Below are 21065 nucleotides of genomic sequence, written 5' to 3'. Positions count from 1 at the left end.
TTACACCCTCCCGATGTCGAAGCTGCGTGCGTACTCTTCAGCACGGTCAGAATCGAACGTCTTGCCCATGATGGTGTGAGTCTTGTAGGTCTTGTCCGGGGCGGTATAACCCAGTTCTTCCATGATCTTGCCAGTCTCGCTCGCCAGGTAGACCTGCTCGGCAATGCCCTTGTAGTCCACATCACCCTCGATATAACCCCAGCGCTTCATCTGGGTGAGGATCCACACGCCCATGGAGTGCCACGGGAACGGGTCGAAATCGATACGGTCCGGTACATCTTTCACCTCGCCTAGGCCATCGGCGTAGTAGCCGGTCAGCACCTGCTGAATCACCGGTACCGGCTGGTTCAGATAGTTCTTCGGCGCGATGGCCTCAGAGATTTCCTTACGGTTATCCGGATTGTTCGAGTACTGCGTCGCGTCGATGATGGCGCGCAACAGGGCGCCGTAGGTGTTCGGGTTCTGGGTGGCAAACTGCTTGCTGCAGGCAAAGGCGCAGCAAGGGTGACCTTCCCAGATGTCTTTGGTCAGCATGTGGATGAAGCCGACCTTCTCCCACACGGCACGCTGGTTGAACGGGTCCGGAGACAGGTAGCCATCGAGGTTACCGGCACGCAGGTTGGCAACCATCTCGGGTGGCGGAACCACACGGATCTGCACGTCCTTGTCCGGGTCGATACCGTTCTCGGCCAGGTAGTAGCGCAACAGGAAGTTGTGCATGGAGTATTCGAACGGCACGCCAAACTTGAAGCCTTTCCACTGTTTAGGGTCGCGCTTGTCCTTGTGGTCTACGTGCAGCACGATGGCCTGGCCGTTGATGTTCTCAACCGCCGGCATGATGAACGGCTCCGGTGTGGAGCCCGCGCCCATGGTCATGGCCAGAGGCATGGGGGTGAGCATGTGTGAGGCGTCGTATTCGCCGGCCAGGGACTTGTCCCGGGCCACCGCCCAACCTGCGGTCTTGGTGACAGTGACATCCAGGCCATAACGCTCATAAAAACCCATGGGATGGGCCATGATGATAGGCGTGGCGCAGGTAATCGGCACGAAACCAACGTTCAGTTTGGTCTTCTCAAGCTTGCCCAGCGACTCCTTCACTGCGGCCTTGGCCTTCTCCATCGGAAACACACTGCCCAGAACGGCAGCCGCGGTGCCCGCGCCCATCATTTTCATGAAGGCCCGCCGGCCGTGCTCGTTGTGACCAAACACAGAGCGCACCACCGCGCCTTCGATGGCGCGATCCATCATCGCTTCGGAATCCAGAGGCTCGTCAGCGACTGCCTGCTGGCCGGCGGAGGGCTTGAGATCGAGGGAAATGGACGGGGTACTGTCGCCGGGTTTGCACTCGGGGCAGCCACAGGTCTTGGCATGAATCAGGGACTTGTCACCGTCAAACGGATTTCCAAGGCTTTTCGTGGTCATGGCGCACTCTCCTGGGTTTGGGGCCTAAGTAACGGGTTATTTCTGCACTCTCACGGTGCAGCAAAGGTGCGGCTCGGGCCCGAGGATGGAAACGGTCGGGTCGGCTCCGCGTTCTGAGATAGGTATCGCAGGGTTTGTGCCAAGTCCGGTTATTTTTTTAACTGCCTGTTTTTATTTAAATAAAATTCAAACGCCTGCAAACAAAACAACTACGAACTTTCGTAATTAACGAATTCTCGTAGTCTTTACTGCGATTTTTCGTAGTTGGCACAGGGTTTGTTATGTTTTCCCGGACTGACCCAGGACATCGCCATGATTACCGAAGCCATCAATACCCCGGACGTTACCGGAAACTGGATCGACCACCTTCCAGAAGCTGCACTGTTGGTAGACGCAGGCAGGGATCTGATTCTGTCCGCCAACAGTGCCATGGGCCGAATGATCGGCACCGACCGGCAATCCCTCGTCGGCACGCCCTGCACCCATCTGTTCACAGACCAGCGGCCCCAACTGATTGCCTTCACCGAGGAAACCCTGTTTCGCAGCCACGGCTGGAGCCGCGACTTCTTTCTCCAGCACCGGGACGGCCACACGGTGGAACTGGAGATCTCCTCATCCAGGGTTGGCGAGGCGGAAACCCAGAACGTGCTGCTGTTATTGAGGGACCGACGCCAGCTGCGAACCCTTCGGGAACGCCACGATGCCAACCACTACCATCGGGGCGGCCTGCTTGAATGGCGGCGGGTCGAAGAGCTGTTCAAGGACATGGAGCGGGAGAACCAGCTGATTCTTCATGCTGTCGGGGAAGGCATCTACGGGGTGGATGCCGAGGGGCGCGGCACCTTCGCAAACCCCGCCGCCGAGCGGATGCTGGGATGGCGAATTGACGAGCTTATGGGGCGGGTGCTGCACCGCGTGGTCCACCACTCCCATGCAGATGGCAGCCTGTATCCACTCAAGGATTGCCCGATATACGCCGCCTTCCGCGATGCCAGCGTAAAGCGCGTGGGCGAAGACTGGTTCTGGCGCAAGGACGGCAGCGGCTTTCCCGTGGAATACACCAGCACACCGATTCTGGATAACGGACATCCCGTGGGTGCCGTTGTCGTGTTCCGGGATATTTCGGCACGCCAGGAAGCCCAGAAAGAATTGCAGGAAGCGCTGGAGGAGGTGGAAACCCTCAAACACCGGCTGGAAATGGAGAATGCCTACCTGCAGGAGGAGCTCAGCGCCGAGTATCATTTTCACGAGATCTTCGGCCAGAGCGAGGCGATCAAAGCGATCGTGCGGCGTATCGGCATGGTGGCGCCCACGGATGCCAACGTACTGATCACCGGTGAATCCGGGACAGGCAAGGAGCTGATTGCCCGCGCCATCCATCAGTCCAGCAGCCGGCGCGACCGGCCCCTGATTCGGGTGAACTGTGCAGCCATCCCCAAAGACCTGTTTGAAAGCGAGTTCTTCGGCCATATCAAAGGTGCTTTCACCGGTGCCGTCAGTGACCGTGTGGGCCGATTCGAACTCGCACATGGCGGCACGCTCTTCCTGGACGAAGTCGGTGAAATCCCGCTGGAACTTCAGGGCAAACTGCTCCGGGTACTCCAGGATCAGCAATTCGAACGTGTGGGCGAAAACAACACCCGGGCGGTGGATGTTCGCGTGATTGCCGCCACCAACCGCGACTTGAAATCGGAAGTTCAGGAGAAAACCTTCCGGGAAGACCTCTACTTCCGACTAAATGTTTTCCCGATTGAATCCGTGCCTTTGCGCCGGCGTCTGGAGGATATTCCCATCCTCGCCCAGGAGTTTCTGAACCGGGCCTGCCAGAAGTTCAACCGGCCCCTGCTCGCATTGAAAGAGCGCGACGTCGAAACCCTGAAAGCTTATCACTGGCCCGGCAACGTGCGGGAGTTGGAGAACGTGATCGAGCGACAGGTGATCACGTCAGACGGCCGACTGGATCTGGACCTGCCGGGGCCGGAATCCGCAGCCCGAACCACCCCTGCAAAAGTAGCCCCAGCAAGACATTACAGCGGTGACTTGATGACAGAACAGGAGCTGCGGGAGCTGGAGAAACAGAACCTCACCCGGGCCCTGACCATGAGCAGTGGCCGGGTCTTCGGTGATGACGGCGCGGCCGCCATGCTGGGCATCAAACCGACCACCCTGACCTCGCGCCTGAAAAAGCTGAAGATCGAACCGAGAGAATTCCAGGTCAGACCGGAGTGATGCCCACCTGGCTCAGGGCGTAGGTCACCACAATCCAGAACAGCATCACCAGCGGCAGATAGCGGCCAATCAGGTAGATCCGCCACTCCCACCAACGGCTCTGGGTACCCAGCACTGTCCGGATTTTCTCGGGCGGAATAAACCAGCAGAACAAAGCGGCGCCCAACACCCCGGAGAAGATGATCACATTACCCCCGGCCACCCGGTCGATCACATCCAGCACCGGCTCCCCGGCAATGTTCCATTCCAGTGGCGTGAAACTCAGTGCGGAGGCTGTGCCCAGCACCAGCATGACCAGGGTAACAAGACTCACAGCCTTGCCATTGCTCAGCCGGAACTCCTCCGCCACCGCCGCAATCATCACCTTCAGCCCGGCCAGGCTTGAACTGAACGCCGCCATGAAGAAAAGGCTGAAAAACAGGGTACCGACCCAATAGCCGCCAGCCATATCCTCAAACACCCGCGGCATGGTCACAAACGCCAGCTGACTGCCCTCCGTCGGCTCCATACCCAGGCTAAACACGAACGGAAAGATCATCCAGCCCGCCAGCAGCGCCACACTGGTTTCAGTACCTGCAACAATCAGACAGGCCCGGGGCACGTGAGTTTGTCGAGGAATGAAACTGCCATAGGTCACCAGGTAACCCTGGCCAATCGCCAGAGAATAGAACGCCTGGCCGAAGGCAAACGCCCAGAGCTTGCCATCCGTCAAACGACTCCAGTCCACCTGGAAAAAGAAATCCTTGGTCTGCTCCCAGCCGGGTGTGCGGCTGGCCAGAATCACCAGCCCGACCATCACAACGATCAGAACTGGCATCAGAACCTTCGACAACAGCTCGATCGCTGTTACATCCTTGGCCAGGATGAACGCACCGACCACGGTGACTGCGACGAAATACCAAAGCGAGTTGTAACCCGCGGTAAAGTCGTCAAAAACCTGAAGGTTGTTTGTTGCCGCATCCACCGCATAGCCAAGGGTCCAGCCGGTGATCACGAGGTAGTAGCTGGTAATGGCAACGGTAATCAGCACCACGAACCAACCGTACACCACCCCGAAGCGATTCACCTGCCGGTAGGTATGAACGGTACTGCCTTTCGAGAGTCGCCCTGCAGAGACTTCAAGAATCATGATGGGTAGAACCACCACAATCAGCGCCAGCAGATAGGCGACCACAAAAGCGCCACCACCGTTCTCCCCCACCATGTACGGAAACCGCCATAGGTTTCCAAGCCCCACAGCCGCTGCGGCCATCGAAGCCACAAACGCAGGCTCGGAGCTCCATTGTTTGCGGGATTCCTCAATAAACTCGTGGCGCTTTCGCACGGGGATTCTTTCTCCAATGCCGGGGAATTTCAATGCATTGAAGGCTAGCAAATCATGGGGTTGGCCGCATGACTGATGTCAACTTGGGGTCTCTGGGAGTTTTAGGACTTCAGCCTTGGGGGAGTGGCCGGCGATGGGGGTACCTTTTCTTCTGGGAAAAACAACTCGCTTCGCTCAGACATTTTTTTCCGCCAGAAAGGGTACCCCCACCACCGTCCTTTGGGCTAAGGGATGTGATTCTCTGAAAAGAAAAAAGAGACTTTGAAGCTCGTAGGTCGGATTAAGCCTGCGGCTAATCCAACCTACGGCACATCAGCAGATCATTAACTTCGCGATCCCATCAAGGTATCTCGGCGCGGGGTGGCCGGTGAATTTTTCGCCGGAAAAAGGTGTCTGAGCGAAGCGAGTTCTTTTTCCAAGAAAAATTCACCGGCCACCCCGCAGCCCGCCCCTAGCCGGGCAGGCTACAACAAGAACCGATCAAATCAACTCGATGGCAACGGCAGTCCCCTCGCCACCACCAATGCACAGCGAAGCCACACCACGCTTCAGGCCACGCTGCTTCAGGGCATTGATCAGGGTAACGATGATCCGCGAACCGGAAGAGCCGATCGGGTGACCGAGGGCGCAGGCGCCGCCGTGGACGTTGACCTTGTCAGCCGGCAATTTCAGCTCGTTGATGGCCGCCAGGGTAACCACGGCGAAGGCTTCGTTGATCTCGAAGAGATCCACGTCGTCCACGGTCCAGCCGGCTTTCTTGAGCACCTTCTCGATGGAGCCAATGGGCGCCAGGGTGAATTCGGCCGGCAGGCGTGCGTGGGTGGCGTGGGCCACGATACGGGCCTGGGGTGTCAGGCCACGGGCGTCGGCTTCGGCGGCGGAGGCCAGCACAAGGGCGGAGGCGCCGTCGCTGATGGAGCTGGAGTTGGCCGCAGTCACGGAACCGTCTTTGGCGAAGGCCGGCTTCAGGTGCGGGATTTTCTCCGGTTTGGCATTGCCCGGCTGCTCGTCGGTGTCGACTTCAGTGTCGCCGCCACGGCCAGATACGGTTACCGGAACAATCTCGTCACGGAACCAGCCGTTTTCGATGGCGGCCAGGGATTTCTGCAGGGAACCGATGGCGAATTCGTCCATGGCCTGGCGGCTGATGTCGTATTTGTCAGCGGTACGCTGGGCGAAGACGCCCATCAGGCCGCCTTCGTAGGCGTCTTCCAGGCCATCCAGGAACATGCTGTCCATTACCTGGCCATGGCCCATGCGCATACCGGCGCGGGCTTTGGGCAGGAGATACGGTGCCTGGCTCATGTTTTCCATGCCGCCGGCGATCATGATGTTGTTGGTGCCAGCCTTGATCTGGTCGTGGGCCATAATCACGGCCTGCATGCCGGAGCCGCACATCTTGTTGATGGTGGTGCAGCCGGAGCTATCCGGAATTCCAGAGGCGCGCGAGGCCTGGCGGGCCGGAGCCTGGCCGAGGCCAGCGGGCAGTACACAGCCCATGATCACTTCCTGGACATCCGCCGGCTGAAGGCCGGAGCGTTCAATGGCGGCCTTGATGGAGATGGCGCCCAGGTCCGGCGAGCGCACGGAGTTGAGGGCGCCCATCATGCCGCCCATCGGGGTACGGGCTGATCCTGCGATGACTACGTCGTTGTTGCTCATGGTTTTCCTCACTTAATCAGGCTTTGCCCAGCACAGAGCGGGCAATAATTTCTTTCATGACTTCCGAGGTGCCGCCATAAATGCGCTGTACCCGCGCGTCGATAAAGGCCCGGGAAATCGGGTATTCCGTGGTGTAACCGTACCCACCAAACAGCTGCAGGCAGCCATCGGCCACACGGCACTGCATTTCGGTGGCGCTGTACTTGGCCATGGATGCGGTCGGTGCATCCAGTTCGCCGAGGTCGTACTGGTCGATGCACTGGTCCACGAACGCCTTGTTCACCCGGTAGTCGGTTTCCATTCGCGCAATCTCGAAACGGGTGTTCTGCAGTTGGGCCAGTTTCTGGCCGAACAGTTCCCGCTCCTGGGCGTAGGCGATGGTCAGGTCCAGGGCACCTCGGGCCGCGGTCACGCCAAGGGCGCCAATCACCAGTCGCTCCCGGGGCAGTTCCTTCATCAGGTAAACAAACCCCTGCCCCTCTTCGCCAAGAAGCGCGGACGCCGGGATGCGCATGTCGGAGAAGAACAGCTCGGAGGTATCCCCGGAATGCTGGCCGATCTTGTCCAGATTGCGGCCTTTGCTATAGCCCGGCAATGACGTATCCACCAGGAACAGGCTAATGCCGCGGGCACCGGCTTTTGGGTCGGTTTTCGCGGCAACGATGACCATGTCCGCGTGCTGACCGTTGGTAATGAAGGTCTTGGAACCGTTCAGGATGTACTCATCGCCATCCTTGACCGCACTGGTGCGAATCGCCTGCAGGTCACTACCGGCGCCGGGTTCGGTCATGGCGATGGCACCGACGGCTTCGCCGGAGACCAGCTTTGGCAACCACTGCTGCCGCTGCTCTTCATTGCCCATGTGGCTCAGATAGGGAGCCACAATGTCCGAGTGCACCATCACGTTGGTGGACAGCGCGCCGAACCCCATGCGAGCGAGTTCTTCACCCACTACCACGGAGAACTGGAAGGGCGCACCGATACCGCCCCACTCTTCGGGCACATCCACGCACAGCATCCCGGCGTTACCCAGGGTGTTCCAGAGCTCCCGGGGTACAAGACCAGACTTTTCCCAGGCTTCGTAGTGTGGCGTCACTTCTTTTTCCAGGACCTTGATAACGGAATCCCGGAACATCGCCAGTTCTTCTTTATCAACAGACACGGTCATGTATGTCTCCTGCAACTGAGTGCTTTACTTGGGCGCCATGCGAAGCGCGCAGTCCAGACGAACCACTTCGCCGTTAAGAATCGGGTTGCGCACCATCTGGTCAACCATCATGCCGAATTCTTCCGGCTTGCCGAGGCGCTTCGGGAAAGGCAGCGTGGCCGCCAGGCTTTCCTGAACTTCATCGGGCATACCCGCCATCATGGGCGTCATGAACAGGCCCGGTGCAATCGTATTTACACGGATGCCTTCGCGAGCCAGCTCGCGGGCCGACTGCAGGGTCAGCGATACCACACCGCCTTTGGAGGCACTGTAGGCCGCCTGGCCAATCTGGCCCTCGTAGGCAGCCACCGAAGCGGTATTGATGATCACACCGCGTTCACCATCGGCGTTGGGTTCGCGCTGGGCCATATCCGCTGCCGCCAGGCGCAGGATGTTAAAGGTACCAATCAGGTTGACCTGAATAACCTTGATGAAGTTCTCCAGGGGCATCACACCCTCACGGCCCAGAATCTTCGAGGCCGTGGCAATACCGGCGCAGTTCACGGCAATACCGCAGGGGCCATGGGCCTCACGGGCGGCGTTGATGGCCGCTTCGGCGCTGTCCGGGGAACTGACATCGCATTTCAGGAAGATGCCGCCGATATCCGCGGCCACCTTTTCACCCTGCTCTTGCTGAAGATCAAGAACAGCGACCTTGCAGCCCGCAGCGGCCAGTGCGCGGGCCGCACCCTCGCCCAGCCCGGAAGCACCGCCTGTTACAATGGCTGCCACATTTTTGAATTCCATCGTTCACTCCCCTTTTCAGGATTCTGTTTGTTAAAAATCGGACCCTAAAACTACTTTACGTTTACGTAAACTTTATCTAACCTAAGTCTAAAAAGGAAATCCCAATGGACATTAAACAGACATACAGCATCAGCGAGCTCGCCAAAGAGTTCGACGTGACAACCCGGAGCATCCGTTTCTACGAAGATCAGGAACTGCTCAAGCCCACTCGGCGCGGGCAGACACGGATCTTTAGTTCAAAGGATCGTGTGCGTCTGAAGCTTATTCTTCGGGGCAAGCGTATGGGCTTTTCCCTGGCAGAAACCAAAGAGCTGTTCGACCTTTGGGACGAAACCCTCAGCGGCAACGAAAAACAGCTGCTCAAGATGCTAACCATTCTGGACAACAAACGGGCGCAACTCGAACAGCAGAAAAACGACATTGCCCAGGCAGAAATGGAAATGGATACAGCCGAAGCCCGGTGCCGAGAAGCCCTGACCGAGCTGCAGAAGAAAAAGAAACAGCAGGCCCCGGCAAACGAAGAAGCCAGGCAGACCGCTGAAAACTAATGAATGACAGAAATCAAAGGTAGCCAACAATGAAATCACAATACTCAGAGCTCAACTTCGGCCTCGGCGAAACCCTCGATATGCTCCGCGAGCAAATCAACGGCTTTGCTGCTTCCGAAATCGCACCGCGCGCCGAGGAAATTGACCGCAACAACGAGTTCCCCATGGACCTGTGGCGGAAAATGGGCGACATGGGCCTGCTGGGTATCACCGTGAGCGAAGAATACGGCGGCTCCGACATGGGCTACCTGGCGCACGTGATCGCCATGGAAGAAATCAGTCGTGCTTCCGCTTCCGTTGGCCTCTCCTACGGTGCTCACTCCAATCTGTGTGTAAACCAGATTCACCGCAACGGCACCGAAGAGCAGAAACAGAAATACCTGCCGAAACTCGTCAGCGGCGAGCACATTGGCGCCCTGGCCATGTCCGAGCCCAACGCCGGCTCCGACGTCATCTCCATGAAACTCAGCGCCAAAGACGCGGGTGACCACTACCTCCTCAACGGCAACAAAATGTGGATCACCAACGGCCCGGATGCGAACACCTACGTCATCTACGCCAAAACCGACACCTCCGCCGGCTCCAAGGGCGTGACCGCCTTCATCGTAGAGCGCGACGCCCCGGGCTTCAGCCGCCACCAGAAACTCGACAAACTCGGGATGCGCGGCTCCAACACCTGCGAACTGGTGTTCCAGGACTGCAAAGTACCCAAGGAAAACGTCCTGGGCGGCGTGGGCAACGGCGCCAAAGTCCTGATGAGCGGCCTCGACTACGAACGCCTCGTACTTTCCGGCGGCCCCCTGGGCATCATGCAGGCAGCTATGGACGTGACGGTTCCCTACATCCGTGAGCGCAAACAGTTCGGCCAGGCCATCGGCGAATTCGAACTGGTACAGGGCAAAGTCGCCGACATGTACACCTGGATGAACACCGCCAAGTCCTACGTCTACATGGTCGCCATGTCTGCCGACCGTGGCGCGGAGACCACCCGTAAAGACGCCGCCGGCGCGATCCTCTACTCCGCCGAAATGGCCACCAAAATCGCCCTGGACGCCATCCAGCTGCTCGGCGGTAACGGCTACATCAACGAATACCCGACAGGCCGGCTGCTGCGGGACGCCAAGCTGTACGAGATCGGTGCCGGAACGTCCGAGATCCGTCGGATGCTGATCGGTCGTGAGCTGTACCTGAACAAATAACGCGCAGCTTCAAGCCAGTAGCCGTCCTCAGCCGGATAAGCCGGGGACGGCTTGCACCCAAAGTACAACGAGGGACTGGCAGGGTGTCTTTCCGGGAATGTCGGCGGCCATGGATGGCCGACGTCAAGCGCACATGGATGTGCTCGTAGCGGTTCCCGGAAAGATTCCCTGCCAGTCCCGCCGCCCCGAACCTCGAGGCCCGAAAAAATGACAATACTTCAAAGCAAGATTAACCCCAGGTCCGAAGAGTTCCAGGCCAACCAGGAATCCATGGCCCAGGCCGTAGCCGACCTGCGAGACAAAGTTTCCACCATCCAGCAAGGCGGCGGCCCCTCCTACCAGGAGCGCCACATCGCCCGTGGCAAACTGCTTCCCAGGGAGCGCATCAACCGCCTCCTGGACGACGGTTCCCCGTTCCTGGAAATCGGCCAGTTCGCCGCCTACAACGTTTACGATGAAGAAGTCCCCGCTGCAGGCGTGATCGCCGGCGTGGGCCGCGTCTCCGGCACCGAATGCATGATCATCGCCAACGACGCCACCGTAAAAGGCGGCAGCTACTACCCCCTGACGGTGAAAAAACACCTGCGCGCCCAGGAAATCGCCCTGCAGAACCGCCTGCCGTGCATCTACCTGGTCGACTCCGGCGGCGCCAACCTGCCCCGCCAGGACGAAGTCTTCCCGGATCGTGACCACTTCGGCCGCATCTTCTACAACCAGGCCCGCATGTCTGCCGACGACATCCCACAGATTGCCGTCGTCATGGGCCTGTGCACCGCCGGTGGCGCCTATGTGCCCGCCATGGCCGACGAATCCATCATCGTCCGCAACCAGGGCACCATCTTCCTGGCAGGCCCGCCGCTGGTAAAAGCCGCCACCGGTGAAGTCGTCACCGCCGAAGACCTGGGTGGCGCCGACGTGCACTGTAAAATCTCCGGTGTTGCCGACCATTACGCCGAGAACGACGCACACGCCCTCGAAATCGCCCGGCGCAGCGTCTCCAACCTGAACCGTCGCAAGCCAACGGATGTGGAAATCCGCAAGCCCAAGGCACCGCTGTACGACGCCGAGGAAATCTACGGCATCGTTGGCACCGACCTGCGCAAGCAGTTTGACGTGCGTGACGTCATCGCCCGCACCGTCGACGGTTCCGAGTTCGACGAATTCAAACGCTACTACGGCCAGACCCTGGTGACCGGATTTGCCCATATTCACGGCTACCCGGTGGGCATCATCGCCAACAACGGCATCCTGTTCAGCGAAGCCGCCCAGAAAGGCGCCCACTTCGTTGAATTATGCTGCCAGCGCAACATCCCGCTGCTGTTCCTGCAGAACATCACCGGGTTCATGGTTGGCCAGAAATACGAATCCGAAGGCATCGCCAAGCACGGCGCCAAGATGGTTATGGCCGTGGCCTGTGCCAACGTGCCCAAGATCACCGTACTGATCGGTGGCTCCTTCGGCGCGGGCAACTACGGCATGTGCGGCCGTGCCTACAGCCCGGATTTCCTCTGGATGTGGCCGAACGCCCGCATCTCGGTGATGGGCGGCGAACAGGCCGCCGGCGTTATGGCCACCGTTCGCCGCGAAGGTATGGAGCGCAAGGGCCAGGAATGGAGCGCCGAGGAAGAGGCTGAATTCAAGAAGCCGATCATCGACACCTACGAACATCAGGGCCATCCCTACTACGCCAGCGCCCGACTCTGGGACGACGGCGTCATCGACCCGGCCCAGACCCGCGAAGTGGTTGCCCTGAGCCTGTCTGCCACCCTTAACCGACCCGCCAAGCCAACACGCTTCGGCGTGTTCCGGATGTGATCGGGGAGACTGACATGACAGACAACGAATCCGCAGTTCTGCTCAAACGTCGCGACGAAGGCATTGCCGAGGTGGTTCTCAACCGCCCTGACAAACGCAACGCCTTTGACGACGTGATCATCCAGCAGCTGATCAGCACCCTCACCGAGGTGAATGCCGACAACAGCGTGAAGGTCGTCATCCTGCGCTCCGAAGGCAAGCACTTCTCCGCCGGGGCTGACCTTGGCTGGATGCGCCGCATGGCCGAGAACAGCCGCCAGGAAAACCTGGATGATTCCCGGGAACTGGCGCGGCTGATGAACGTACTCAACCACCTGTCCAAGCCCGTGATCGGCCTGGTACAGGGCGCCGCTTTCGGCGGCGCAGTGGGCCTTGCTGCCTGCTGCGACATCGTCATTGCCACCGAGAAGTCCAGCTTCTGCCTCAGCGAAGTGAAGCTCGGCCTGATTCCGGCGGTGATCAGCCCCTACGTGGTGCGTGCCATTGGCGAGCGCCAGGCCCGGCGGTATTTCATCTCCGCCGAAGTGTTCACCGCAAAGCAGGCTCAGGAATACGGCCTTGTACACATCGTCTGTGACGATGTCGAGGCGATGGAAGCCCGCTGCAACGACATGCTCCAGCAACTGGCCATGAACGGGCCCGAGGCCATGAAAGCCGCCAAGGACCTGGTATTCGCCGTCAGCCACAAGCCTATCAACGACGACGTGATTGACGACACCGCTCACCGCATCGCGGATATCCGGGTGGGTGAAGAGGGGCAGGAAGGGCTCAGCGCCTTCCTGAACAAGCGCAAGGCCAACTGGGTTCCGGAGGAAGAATAACAATGTTCAGCAAGATACTGATCGCCAACCGGGGCGAAATCGCCTGCCGGATCATACAAACCGCCCACCGCATGGGCATTCGCGTCGTCGCCGTCTATTCAGAGGCCGACGCCAATGCACGGCACGTGGCCATGGCCGACGAAGCCTTCCACATCGGCCCTGCACCCAGCTCCGAGAGCTACCTGCGGGCTGAAAAGATCATCGAGATTGCCAAAAAGAGCGGTGCTCAGGCCGTTCACCCGGGCTACGGTTTTCTCTCGGAAAACACCGGGTTTGCCGAAGCCTGTGAAGCCAACAATATTGTCTTTATTGGTCCGCCCTCCTCGGCCATTGCTGCCATGGGCTCCAAGTCCGCAGCCAAGGCCATCATGGAAGAAGCCGGTGTGCCCCTGGTGCCCGGCTACCACGGCGACGACCAGTCCGCAGAAACGCTGCGCGCCGAGGCCGAAAAGTGCGGTTTCCCGCTTCTGCTCAAGGCCGTTGCCGGCGGTGGTGGCAAGGGCATGCGTGTGGTCGAGCGTATGGAAGATTTTGACGACGCCCTGGCCGCTGCCAAACGGGAATCAAAGAATGCCTTTGGCAACCCGGACATGCTCATCGAACGCTACCTGACCCAGCCAAGGCACGTTGAAATCCAGGTGTTCTGCGACAAAGACGGCAAGGGCGTGTACCTGGCCGAGCGGGACTGCTCCGTGCAGCGCCGCCACCAGAAAGTCCTGGAAGAAGCGCCGGCTCCGGGCCTGAGCGAAGAAACCCGCAAAGCCATGGGCGAAGCGGCAGTTAAAGCAGCCCAGGCCATCAACTACGTGGGCGCCGGCACCGTCGAATTCCTGTACGACGTGGACGGTTCCTTCTTCTTCATGGAAATGAACACCCGGCTGCAGGTAGAGCATCCGGTCACAGAGATGGTCACCGGCCAGGATCTGGTGGAATGGCAGCTGAAAGTGGCCTGGGGCGAGCCCCTGCCGCTGGAGCAATCCCAGGTGAAAACCCGCGGCCACGCCCTGGAAGCGCGGATCTACGCCGAAGACCCGGACCAGGACTTCCTCCCGGCCACCGGCAACCTTCGCTACCTGAGCACCCCGGATGAAAGCGCCCATGTGCGAGTCGACACCGGTGTTACCGAAGGCGACGACATCAGCATCCATTACGACCCGATGATCGCCAAACTGATCGTGTGGGACGAAACCCGCGACCAGGCCATCAACCGCATGGTCCAGGCCCTGGAGCACTACCGCATCGCCGGCGTGAAGACCAATATCCGGTTCCTGCACGCCCTGGCCGATGCCCAGCCGTTCCGGGAAGCGGACCTGACTACCGGCTTCATCGAGGATCACCGGGAACTGCTGTTCCCGAAATCCAGGCTGGATACCCACAAAGCCCTGGTACTGGCCGCTGGATTTGTACTGGAGCAGCGTAAATCCCGGGAAGTGGTCAGCACCGACCCCTGGTCGCCGTTTGGCCGCCAGAACAGCTGGCGTATGAACTCGGAGTTTGCCCAGCCACTGCAACTGCAGGTGGGTGAAGAGATTCACGACCTGAAGGTGCTGGAGCGCGACGACCGCTATCAGGTCTTCGTTGGCGACAGCGTCTACAACCTTACCGCACGCCTCGACGACGACTACCTGCAGGCCGTCATCAACGGCCATCGCATCAGCATCCACGGCAACCTGCATAACGACCAGCTGGTGCTGTTTTACGAGGGCGACACCTTCAACTGCACCGTGTACAAGGAAAGTTACGGCTTCGAGGAAATGGCCGGCGAAGGCAGCCTGGCCGCGCCCATGAACGGCGCCATCGTCGCAGTGCAGGCCAAGGTTGGCGACAAGGTCACCGCGGGCCAGAGCCTGGTGATCATGGAAGCTATGAAGATGGAGCACGCCATCAAGGCCCCGGCCGACGGCGTGGTCACCGAAATCTTCTTCGCCGAGGGCGACCAGGTTTCCGAAGGTGCCGAGCTGATTGCCATTGAAGTAAACGAAGAGGAGGCAGGCTGATGGCCTTTCCCAAACAGGTTCGCCTGGTTGAGATGAGCCCCCGGGACGGACTCCAGAATGAGCCCGGCCCGGTGATCGCCACCGCCATCAAGACCGGACTGATCGACCGCCTGGCAGACAGCGGCCTGAGCCACATCGAGGCCGCCAGCTTTGTGTCCCCGAAATGGGTGCCACAGATGGGTGACGCCGCCGAAGTTATGGCCGGCATCGACCGCAAAGCTGGCGTTTGCTACTCCGCCCTCACCCCGAATCTGAAAGGGTTTGAGGGCGCACTGGCTGCGAAGGTCGGCGAAGTGGCCGTCTTCGGCGCCGCGTCCGAATCCTTCACCAAAAAGAACATCAACTGCACCATCGCCGAGAGCCTCGAGCGCTTTGCGCCGGTCGTCGAGGAAGCCCGCAAACACGGCATCCCCGTGCGCGGCTATGTCTCCACCGTAATGGGTTGCCCCTACGAAGGTGACATTGCCCCGGAGCAAGTGGCCACCGTAGCCAAGGCTCTGTACGACATGGGCTGCCACGAGATCTCACTGGGCGATACCATCGGCGTCGGCACCCCGATCAAAGCAAAACGCATGCTCGAAGCCGTCGCAGCCCACGTGCCCATGCAAAAGCTGGCTGCCCACTTCCACGACACCTACGGCCAGGCACTGGCCAACCTTTACGCGGTATTGGAGGAAGGCGTCAGCGTCATTGATGCCTCAGTTGCCGGACTCGGCGGTTGCCCCTATGCCAAGGGAGCCTCGGGCAACGTAGCAACCGAGGACGTGCTATACCTGCTTAACGGCCTTGGGATAAAAACCGGCGTCGATCTTGAAAAGCTTGTCGCCACGGGCGACTGGATATGTAGCCAGCTGAAACGCCACAACGGATCAAAAGTCGGCCAGGCGATGGGCGGTAACTGTTAAAACCAGGAGTAGTTATGAGCAACAAGAATGTGGTCGCGCTGGATCTGCCGATTCCCGAGATCAGCGACATGCCGGAAGACACCCAGAAGTACTTCCAGATCTGCCAAGAAAAGCTGGGCATGATCCCGAACGTACTCACCGCCTACAGCCAAAACCTCAAACAGCTGGAAGGCTTCACCCGCCTGTACAACGAACTTATGATGGGCGAAAGCGAGCTGAGCAAACTCGAGCGGGAAATGGTGGCCGTGGTGGTCTCCTCCGAGAACAAATGCTTCTACTGCCTGGTAGCCCACGGCGCCGCCGTGCGGGTACTCAGTGGCGACCCCCAACTGGGTGAGCACATGGTGATGAACTACCGCAGCGCCAAACTCGACAAGCGCCAGCGGGCGATGCTGGATTTTGCATCCCACCTCACCCGCTCACCGGCCACTGTCACCGAAGAAGACACCCAGGCTCTGCGGGATGCCGGACTCAGCGACCGGGGCATCTGGGACCTGAGCAACCTCGTTGGTTTTTACAACATGTCCAATCGCGTGGCGATTGCCAGCGATATGCAACCGAATCCCGAGTATCACAGTCAGAGTCGCTAGCAGGAAACCTGCCCTGCTTGCCCTCGAATACAAAAACAATGGAGGCAGAGATATGAGCAAGACTCTACCAAGCTATACCAGCGGAACCGCCGAAGCGCCCCTATTGGGCATGACCATCGGCGATATGCTCGACCGCACTGCAGAGAAGTTCCCGGACACCGAAGCCCTGGTGTGCCTGCACCAGGACATTCGCTGGACCTACAAGGAATTTGTTGAAAAGGTGGATGAAGCGGCCCGGGCCTTCATGGCCATCGGCGTGAAACGCGGAGACCGGGTGGGTATCTGGTCACCCAACCGCTATGAGTGGACGGTGACCCAGTTTGCCACCGCAAAGGTTGGCGCCATCCTGGTGAACATCAACCCGGCTTACGGAGTGCATGAGCTGCAATACGCACTGAACCTGGCTGGCATTACGGTTCTGGTTACCGCGGATTCCTTCAAGGCCTCCAACTACCGCGAGATGATCTACGAGCTCGCCCCGGAACTGAAGCGCAGTGCACCCGGCAAGCTGAAGGCCGACCACGTGCCCGAGCTGCGTGCCGTGATCAACGTGCACGAAGACAAGCACGACGGCATGTGGACCTGGAAAGAGTTCGTCGGCTTTGCCAGCGATGTCTCTGAAGCAGACCTCGAAAAGCGTCAGGGTGAACTGCAGTTCGACGACCCCATCAACATCCAGTTCACCTCCGGCACCACCGGTAACCCGAAAGGCGCTACGCTTACCCACCACAATATCCTCAACAACGGGTACTTTGTGGCCGAGAGCCAGCTCTTCACCGAGAAAGATCGCCTGGTCATCCCGGTCCCTCTTTACCATTGCTTTGGTATGGTCATGGGTAACCTCGGCTGCATCACCCACGGCTCCACGATGATCTACCCGGATGAGGGCTTTGAGCCGAAATCCGTGCTCCAGGCCGTGCATCAGGAGAAAGCGACCGCCCTGTACGGCGTACCGACCATGTTCATCGCCGAACTGGCCGATCCGGATTTCGAAACCTACGACCTCTCCACCCTCCGCACCGGCATCATGGCCGGCTCCATCTGCCCGGCGGAGGTAATGAAGAAGGTCAACGGCAAAATGAACATGAAAGAAGTTCAGATTGCCTACGGCATGACCGAAACCAGCCCGGTTTCCACCCAGACCAGCTCTCTCGACCCGTTCGAAAAGCAGGTCACCACCGTGGGCCGTACCCAACCGCACCTGGAAACCAAGATCGTTGATCCAGGCACCGGCAACGTGGTCCCGCGTGGCGAAATCGGCGAGCTGTGCACCCGCGGCTACAGCGTGATGCTGAAGTACTGGAACAACGAAGAGAAAACCCGCGAAGCCATCGATAATGCCGGCTGGATGCACACAGGCGACCTGGCCACCATGGACGAAGACGGCTACGTTCAGATCGTTGGCCGCATCAAGGATATGGTCATCCGCGGCGGCGAGAACATCTACCCGAAAGAGATCGAAGAGTTCCTCTACACCCATCCGGCTATTGAGGAAGTGCAGGTTACCGGTATCCCCGATGACAAATACGGCGAAGAACTGATTGCCTGGGTTAAACTGGCCCCCGAAGCGGCGCCGGTCACTGCCGAAGACCTGCAGGCCTTCTGCAAGGGCAAGATCGCCCACTTCAAGATCCCGAAGAACTACAAGTTCGTGGACGAATTCCCGATGACCGTCACCGGGAAGATCCAGAAGTTCAAGATGCGGGAAATTTCAATCGAGGAAATGGGACTCAAGAAATAACCACGGTCTCTGCTTTGGTTGAACTGACAAACCCCGGCTCTTGCCGGGGTTTGTCGTTTTCCGCTCGAGCAAAAGAGGGCCGAATCCGTGCTTGTCAGCGCTCCACCGCCATGCTTCACTTCTCTGATTAGCATGCAACCGGAGACGCCCCGATGCCCAGCCCCGCAACCGACCACTCGATAACAAAAACCAGCCTTCAACGTTTCTGGGTGCTATTGCTAAGCACGGTGCTCCTCGGCGGGTGCTCCACGGTGTACTACAAAACCATGGAAAAATTCGGGTATGAAAAGCGGGACATCCTGGTGGATCGGGTCGAAGATGCCCGGGACAGCCAGAACGACGCCCAGGAAACCTTCCGTTCGTCGCTTGAGCGTTTCCAGAGTGTGGTGGACACACCAGATACTGAGCTCAAGGAACAATATGCTGAAATCAGCGATGCCTACGAAGACAGCCTGTCGAGTGCCGAAGAGGTGCGGGACCGGATCGACAAGGTAGAAGAAGTCGCCGAGGACCTGTTCGATGAATGGGAAGACGAACTCAGCCTGTATGAGAGCGCGTCACTGCGCCGCAACAGTGAACAGCAGCTGAAAGAGACCCGCGTCCAGTACGGCCAACTGATCAGCCGGATGCACGATGCCGAGGACAGGATGGAGCCGGTGTTGCAGGCATTTGAGGATCAGGTGCTGTACCTTAAGCATAATCTGAATGCCCAGGCGATCGGTTCGCTGGAAAACGAACTGGTGAGCATCCGTCAGGATGTGGATTCCCTGATTCGCAACATGGAACAATCAATCGCGGAGTCTGAAGCCTTTATTCAACGCTTTCGCCAGGGCGGGTAACACCTCAAGGGAGTCAACGCTATGGAGCGCCAAGACGCAGATCCTGCGCTCAAGCCGGCATTGATGCAGTTCGATATGGCGCTGGCAGAATTTGCCCGCGCCCGGAAAGCGGACCCAAAAGCCTCCAGTCTCAGCCTTCTGGAGCGTACCAGAATACTGATGACGTTGCCGGGCGGCTTCGACGCCCTCTACCGGCGCGTAAGGTCGCTCGAATCCGCCGGCATTTTCGGCACCAGCGACTGGGCCCGACCAGCCCTGCTGCAACCGGCGCTCGCCAAACACTCGCTGAGGGAAGCGGGTGCCGTTACCACCATTGTGGAGGCGATCAGCGAACTGCGTATGCTGGCCGTCACCCGTGGCAAATATTTCCATCCGGGGATTTCAGCCGAGCAGGCACGCCACTTTCTCACTCAGGTGATGGCGTTAAACCTGGATCTGCTGTCTGGCCAGCTTACAGAAGCCGATCGGGAACGCCCGAAGCAGCTCGGCATTATCGTTCAGGAACTCTACCAGTACCTGATCTCCCACCTGGGCTATGAGAGCCTTCTGGACAGCCTGGTAGCGGAAGTCTGGCGATTGCTGGACCAGGGGCCCGTGCAGGTCGACAGTATTCGCGAAATGATCGGGCAGATCGCCAAGTGCCTCTACGATCCCGACATCAAAACCCGGCGCAACACCGATGCCACTCGTCTGGTGAAAGCCCTATACGCCCCCACACCGGCCAGCGCAGAGGACCCCGGCCTTGAGGTCTATGAGGCGCGCCTGAAAGACATGGACGACGTGGCACTCTCCTCCGAAGCCACCTACTTTGCCCGCAGCATGTTCGACACCGGCCTAGCCTCTCCCTACCACGCGGTGATGCTGCGGTTCCTGCGCGCCAGCGGCCAGGACGATCTCATCCCCAACACACTGGGGCTGACCATGACCGGGCTGGACGATCTCTACTGTTACACCGACTTGGTCCATGCACTGATTGACGAGGCCATCTACCCGGAAACCTGCCAGGCCGTCTATGGCCTGACCATGATGCTGGAGCGCGGATCGCTGTTTACACCGTCGGTCGCCCAGGCACTGTGGCGGCAAATCAAGCTCCGTCCTTCTGAGGAGACCAAACAAACCCTCAGAGAGGCGTTTGGCGAAGCCCGGCCGCCCCGGGTGTTCCTGCTCGCAGGTGTCCTCAATCTGTTAGGCCAGCCCCTGGGTGTCGGCCAGGGCAACAACCCCACCTGCCAGTCTGCCATTGGTCTTTCCATGTGGGCGTCGAACGAGGCCGACTACCTGCTTCAGGTGCTCACCTGGGCCGCGAGGGACAACGAAGTACTCAGCCGGTTCGAGGGCCAGGAGGTTTCTTCCAGGGATCTGGAGCCCGGCCTGGTGGAGGGCACACCGGTGGATGTAGACCCGGTATCGCTGGTGCTCATCCCCCATTTGGATCGCATCTACGGCGAGATGTGGCGCCGCTGTGAAAACCGGGACGACGATGCCCATCGCTGGATCAACCCGGAATTCTACGGCTGGTGGGTGAGCCACGGCTTCCGCGTGGTCGCCGACGTAAACACCGGCGAGGTAAAGGACTACGACGGCTTTATCCGGCATTTCTACGCGAGCTATCACCCCTTCTACAACGGCAACATACCGGTCATTCATGCCCAGCCGGCGGGCATCGCCGTAACGGACAGCGCCGCCCGCTTTGTTGGCCGCCACGCCATCAATATCCTGCGCGTTGCTCTGAGCCCGAAGAACGAGATGCGGGTGTACTTTTTCAACCCCAACAACGACAGCGGCCAGAACTGGGGCCAGGGCATTACCTGCTCAACCTACGGCAATGGCGAAGTTCGTGGCGAAGCCTCACTGCCCGTGGCCGAATTCACTTCCAGGCTTTACGCCTTCCACTACGACACGCTGGAACTGGGCGATCTCTCGGCCATACCCGATGAGGAAGTCGCCCGGGTAATGGATCTTGGCTACACCAGCTGGGCAGCGCCTGCCGAAGAATCGGGAGAGTAAAAAGACTGCCGC

16 protein-coding genes are annotated in these 21065 nt (G+C 59.4%); 11 read left to right on the top strand and 5 right to left on the bottom strand.

Going from position 1 to position 21065, the window contains the following annotated elements:
- Entirely contained in the window at window positions 1–1422 is a 1422-nt protein-coding gene (locus ACWJ62_RS12650) for a CmpA/NrtA family ABC transporter substrate-binding protein (RefSeq protein WP_148607879.1), read from the bottom strand.
- A 312-nt stretch (window positions 1423–1734) separates the two neighbouring features.
- On the opposite strand from ACWJ62_RS12650, the gene ACWJ62_RS12645 reads away from it, so the two are divergent.
- Window positions 1735–3651: a sigma 54-interacting transcriptional regulator gene (locus ACWJ62_RS12645; protein ID WP_449286502.1), complete on the top strand. Its 1917-nt coding sequence runs from the start codon at window positions 1735–1737 to the stop codon at window positions 3649–3651.
- On the opposite strand, the gene ACWJ62_RS12640 is transcribed toward ACWJ62_RS12645, so the two are convergent.
- From ACWJ62_RS12640 to ACWJ62_RS12625, 4 genes are all read right to left on the bottom strand, one after another.
- Window positions 3638–4975, bottom strand: coding sequence for a sodium-dependent transporter (locus ACWJ62_RS12640; RefSeq protein ID WP_449286501.1), 1338 nt, complete (start codon window positions 4973–4975; stop codon window positions 3638–3640). The two genes, ACWJ62_RS12645 and ACWJ62_RS12640, sit on opposite strands and share 14 nt — an antisense overlap.
- A 480-nt stretch (window positions 4976–5455) precedes the next feature.
- Window positions 5456–6637, bottom strand: coding sequence for a thiolase family protein (locus ACWJ62_RS12635; RefSeq protein WP_449286500.1), 1182 nt, complete (start codon window positions 6635–6637; stop codon window positions 5456–5458).
- Between the two features lie 16 nt (window positions 6638–6653).
- Window positions 6654–7805: an acyl-CoA dehydrogenase family protein gene (locus tag ACWJ62_RS12630; protein WP_449286499.1), complete on the bottom strand. Its 1152-nt coding sequence runs from the start codon at window positions 7803–7805 to the stop codon at window positions 6654–6656.
- A 24-nt stretch (window positions 7806–7829) separates the two neighbouring features.
- Window positions 7830–8591 (bottom strand): SDR family NAD(P)-dependent oxidoreductase, encoded by a 762-nt coding sequence (locus ACWJ62_RS12625; RefSeq protein WP_449286498.1) that lies wholly within the window; start codon window positions 8589–8591, stop codon window positions 7830–7832.
- Window positions 8592–8695: 104 nt separating this feature from the next.
- Between ACWJ62_RS12625 and ACWJ62_RS12620 the strand changes: the two genes are divergently transcribed.
- The 10 genes from ACWJ62_RS12620 (at window position 8696) to ACWJ62_RS12575 (ending at window position 21053) form a co-directional block, all read left to right on the top strand.
- Window positions 8696–9139: a MerR family transcriptional regulator gene (locus tag ACWJ62_RS12620; RefSeq protein ID WP_449286497.1), complete on the top strand. Its 444-nt coding sequence runs from the start codon at window positions 8696–8698 to the stop codon at window positions 9137–9139.
- 29 nt (window positions 9140–9168) lie between these two features.
- On the top strand, window positions 9169–10338 hold the full coding sequence (locus ACWJ62_RS12615) for an isovaleryl-CoA dehydrogenase (RefSeq protein WP_449286496.1): 1170 nt from the start codon (window positions 9169–9171) through the stop codon (window positions 10336–10338).
- Between the two features lie 207 nt (window positions 10339–10545).
- On the top strand, window positions 10546–12153 hold the full coding sequence (locus ACWJ62_RS12610) for a carboxyl transferase domain-containing protein (RefSeq protein ID WP_008170608.1): 1608 nt from the start codon (window positions 10546–10548) through the stop codon (window positions 12151–12153).
- A gap of 14 nt (window positions 12154–12167) precedes the next feature.
- Complete coding sequence (locus tag ACWJ62_RS12605; RefSeq protein WP_449286495.1) at window positions 12168–12974, top strand: enoyl-CoA hydratase-related protein; 807 nt, start codon at window positions 12168–12170, stop codon at window positions 12972–12974.
- Window positions 12975–12976: 2 nt separating this feature from the next.
- The gene (locus tag ACWJ62_RS12600) at window positions 12977–14971 is read left to right on the top strand and encodes an acetyl/propionyl/methylcrotonyl-CoA carboxylase subunit alpha (protein ID WP_449286494.1); all 1995 of its coding nucleotides are present in this window, start codon (window positions 12977–12979) and stop codon (window positions 14969–14971) included.
- Window positions 14971–15876 carry a hydroxymethylglutaryl-CoA lyase gene (locus tag ACWJ62_RS12595; protein WP_449286493.1) on the top strand — a complete coding sequence of 302 codons (906 nt, stop codon included), beginning with the start codon at window positions 14971–14973 and terminating at the stop codon, window positions 15874–15876. The genes ACWJ62_RS12600 and ACWJ62_RS12595 overlap by 1 nt, the downstream gene beginning before the upstream one ends.
- Window positions 15877–15890: 14 nt before the next feature.
- Window positions 15891–16466, top strand: a complete 576-nt coding sequence (locus ACWJ62_RS12590; RefSeq protein WP_449286492.1) for a peroxidase-related enzyme — start codon at window positions 15891–15893, stop codon at window positions 16464–16466.
- Window positions 16467–16518: 52 nt separating this feature from the next.
- Entirely contained in the window at window positions 16519–18207 is a 1689-nt protein-coding gene (locus ACWJ62_RS12585; RefSeq protein WP_449286491.1) for an AMP-binding protein, read from the top strand.
- Between the two features lie 152 nt (window positions 18208–18359).
- Complete coding sequence (locus ACWJ62_RS12580; protein ID WP_449286490.1) at window positions 18360–19046, top strand: DUF2959 domain-containing protein; 687 nt, start codon at window positions 18360–18362, stop codon at window positions 19044–19046.
- A 21-nt stretch (window positions 19047–19067) separates the two neighbouring features.
- On the top strand, window positions 19068–21053 hold the full coding sequence (locus ACWJ62_RS12575) for a hypothetical protein (protein WP_449286489.1): 1986 nt from the start codon (window positions 19068–19070) through the stop codon (window positions 21051–21053).
- Window positions 21054–21065 lie beyond the last annotated feature (12 nt).

The organism is Marinobacter sp. PE14 (assembly GCF_053566155.1).
The sequence above is the reverse complement of the archived record's forward strand: the minus strand, read 5'-3'. Positions and strand labels throughout refer to the sequence as shown.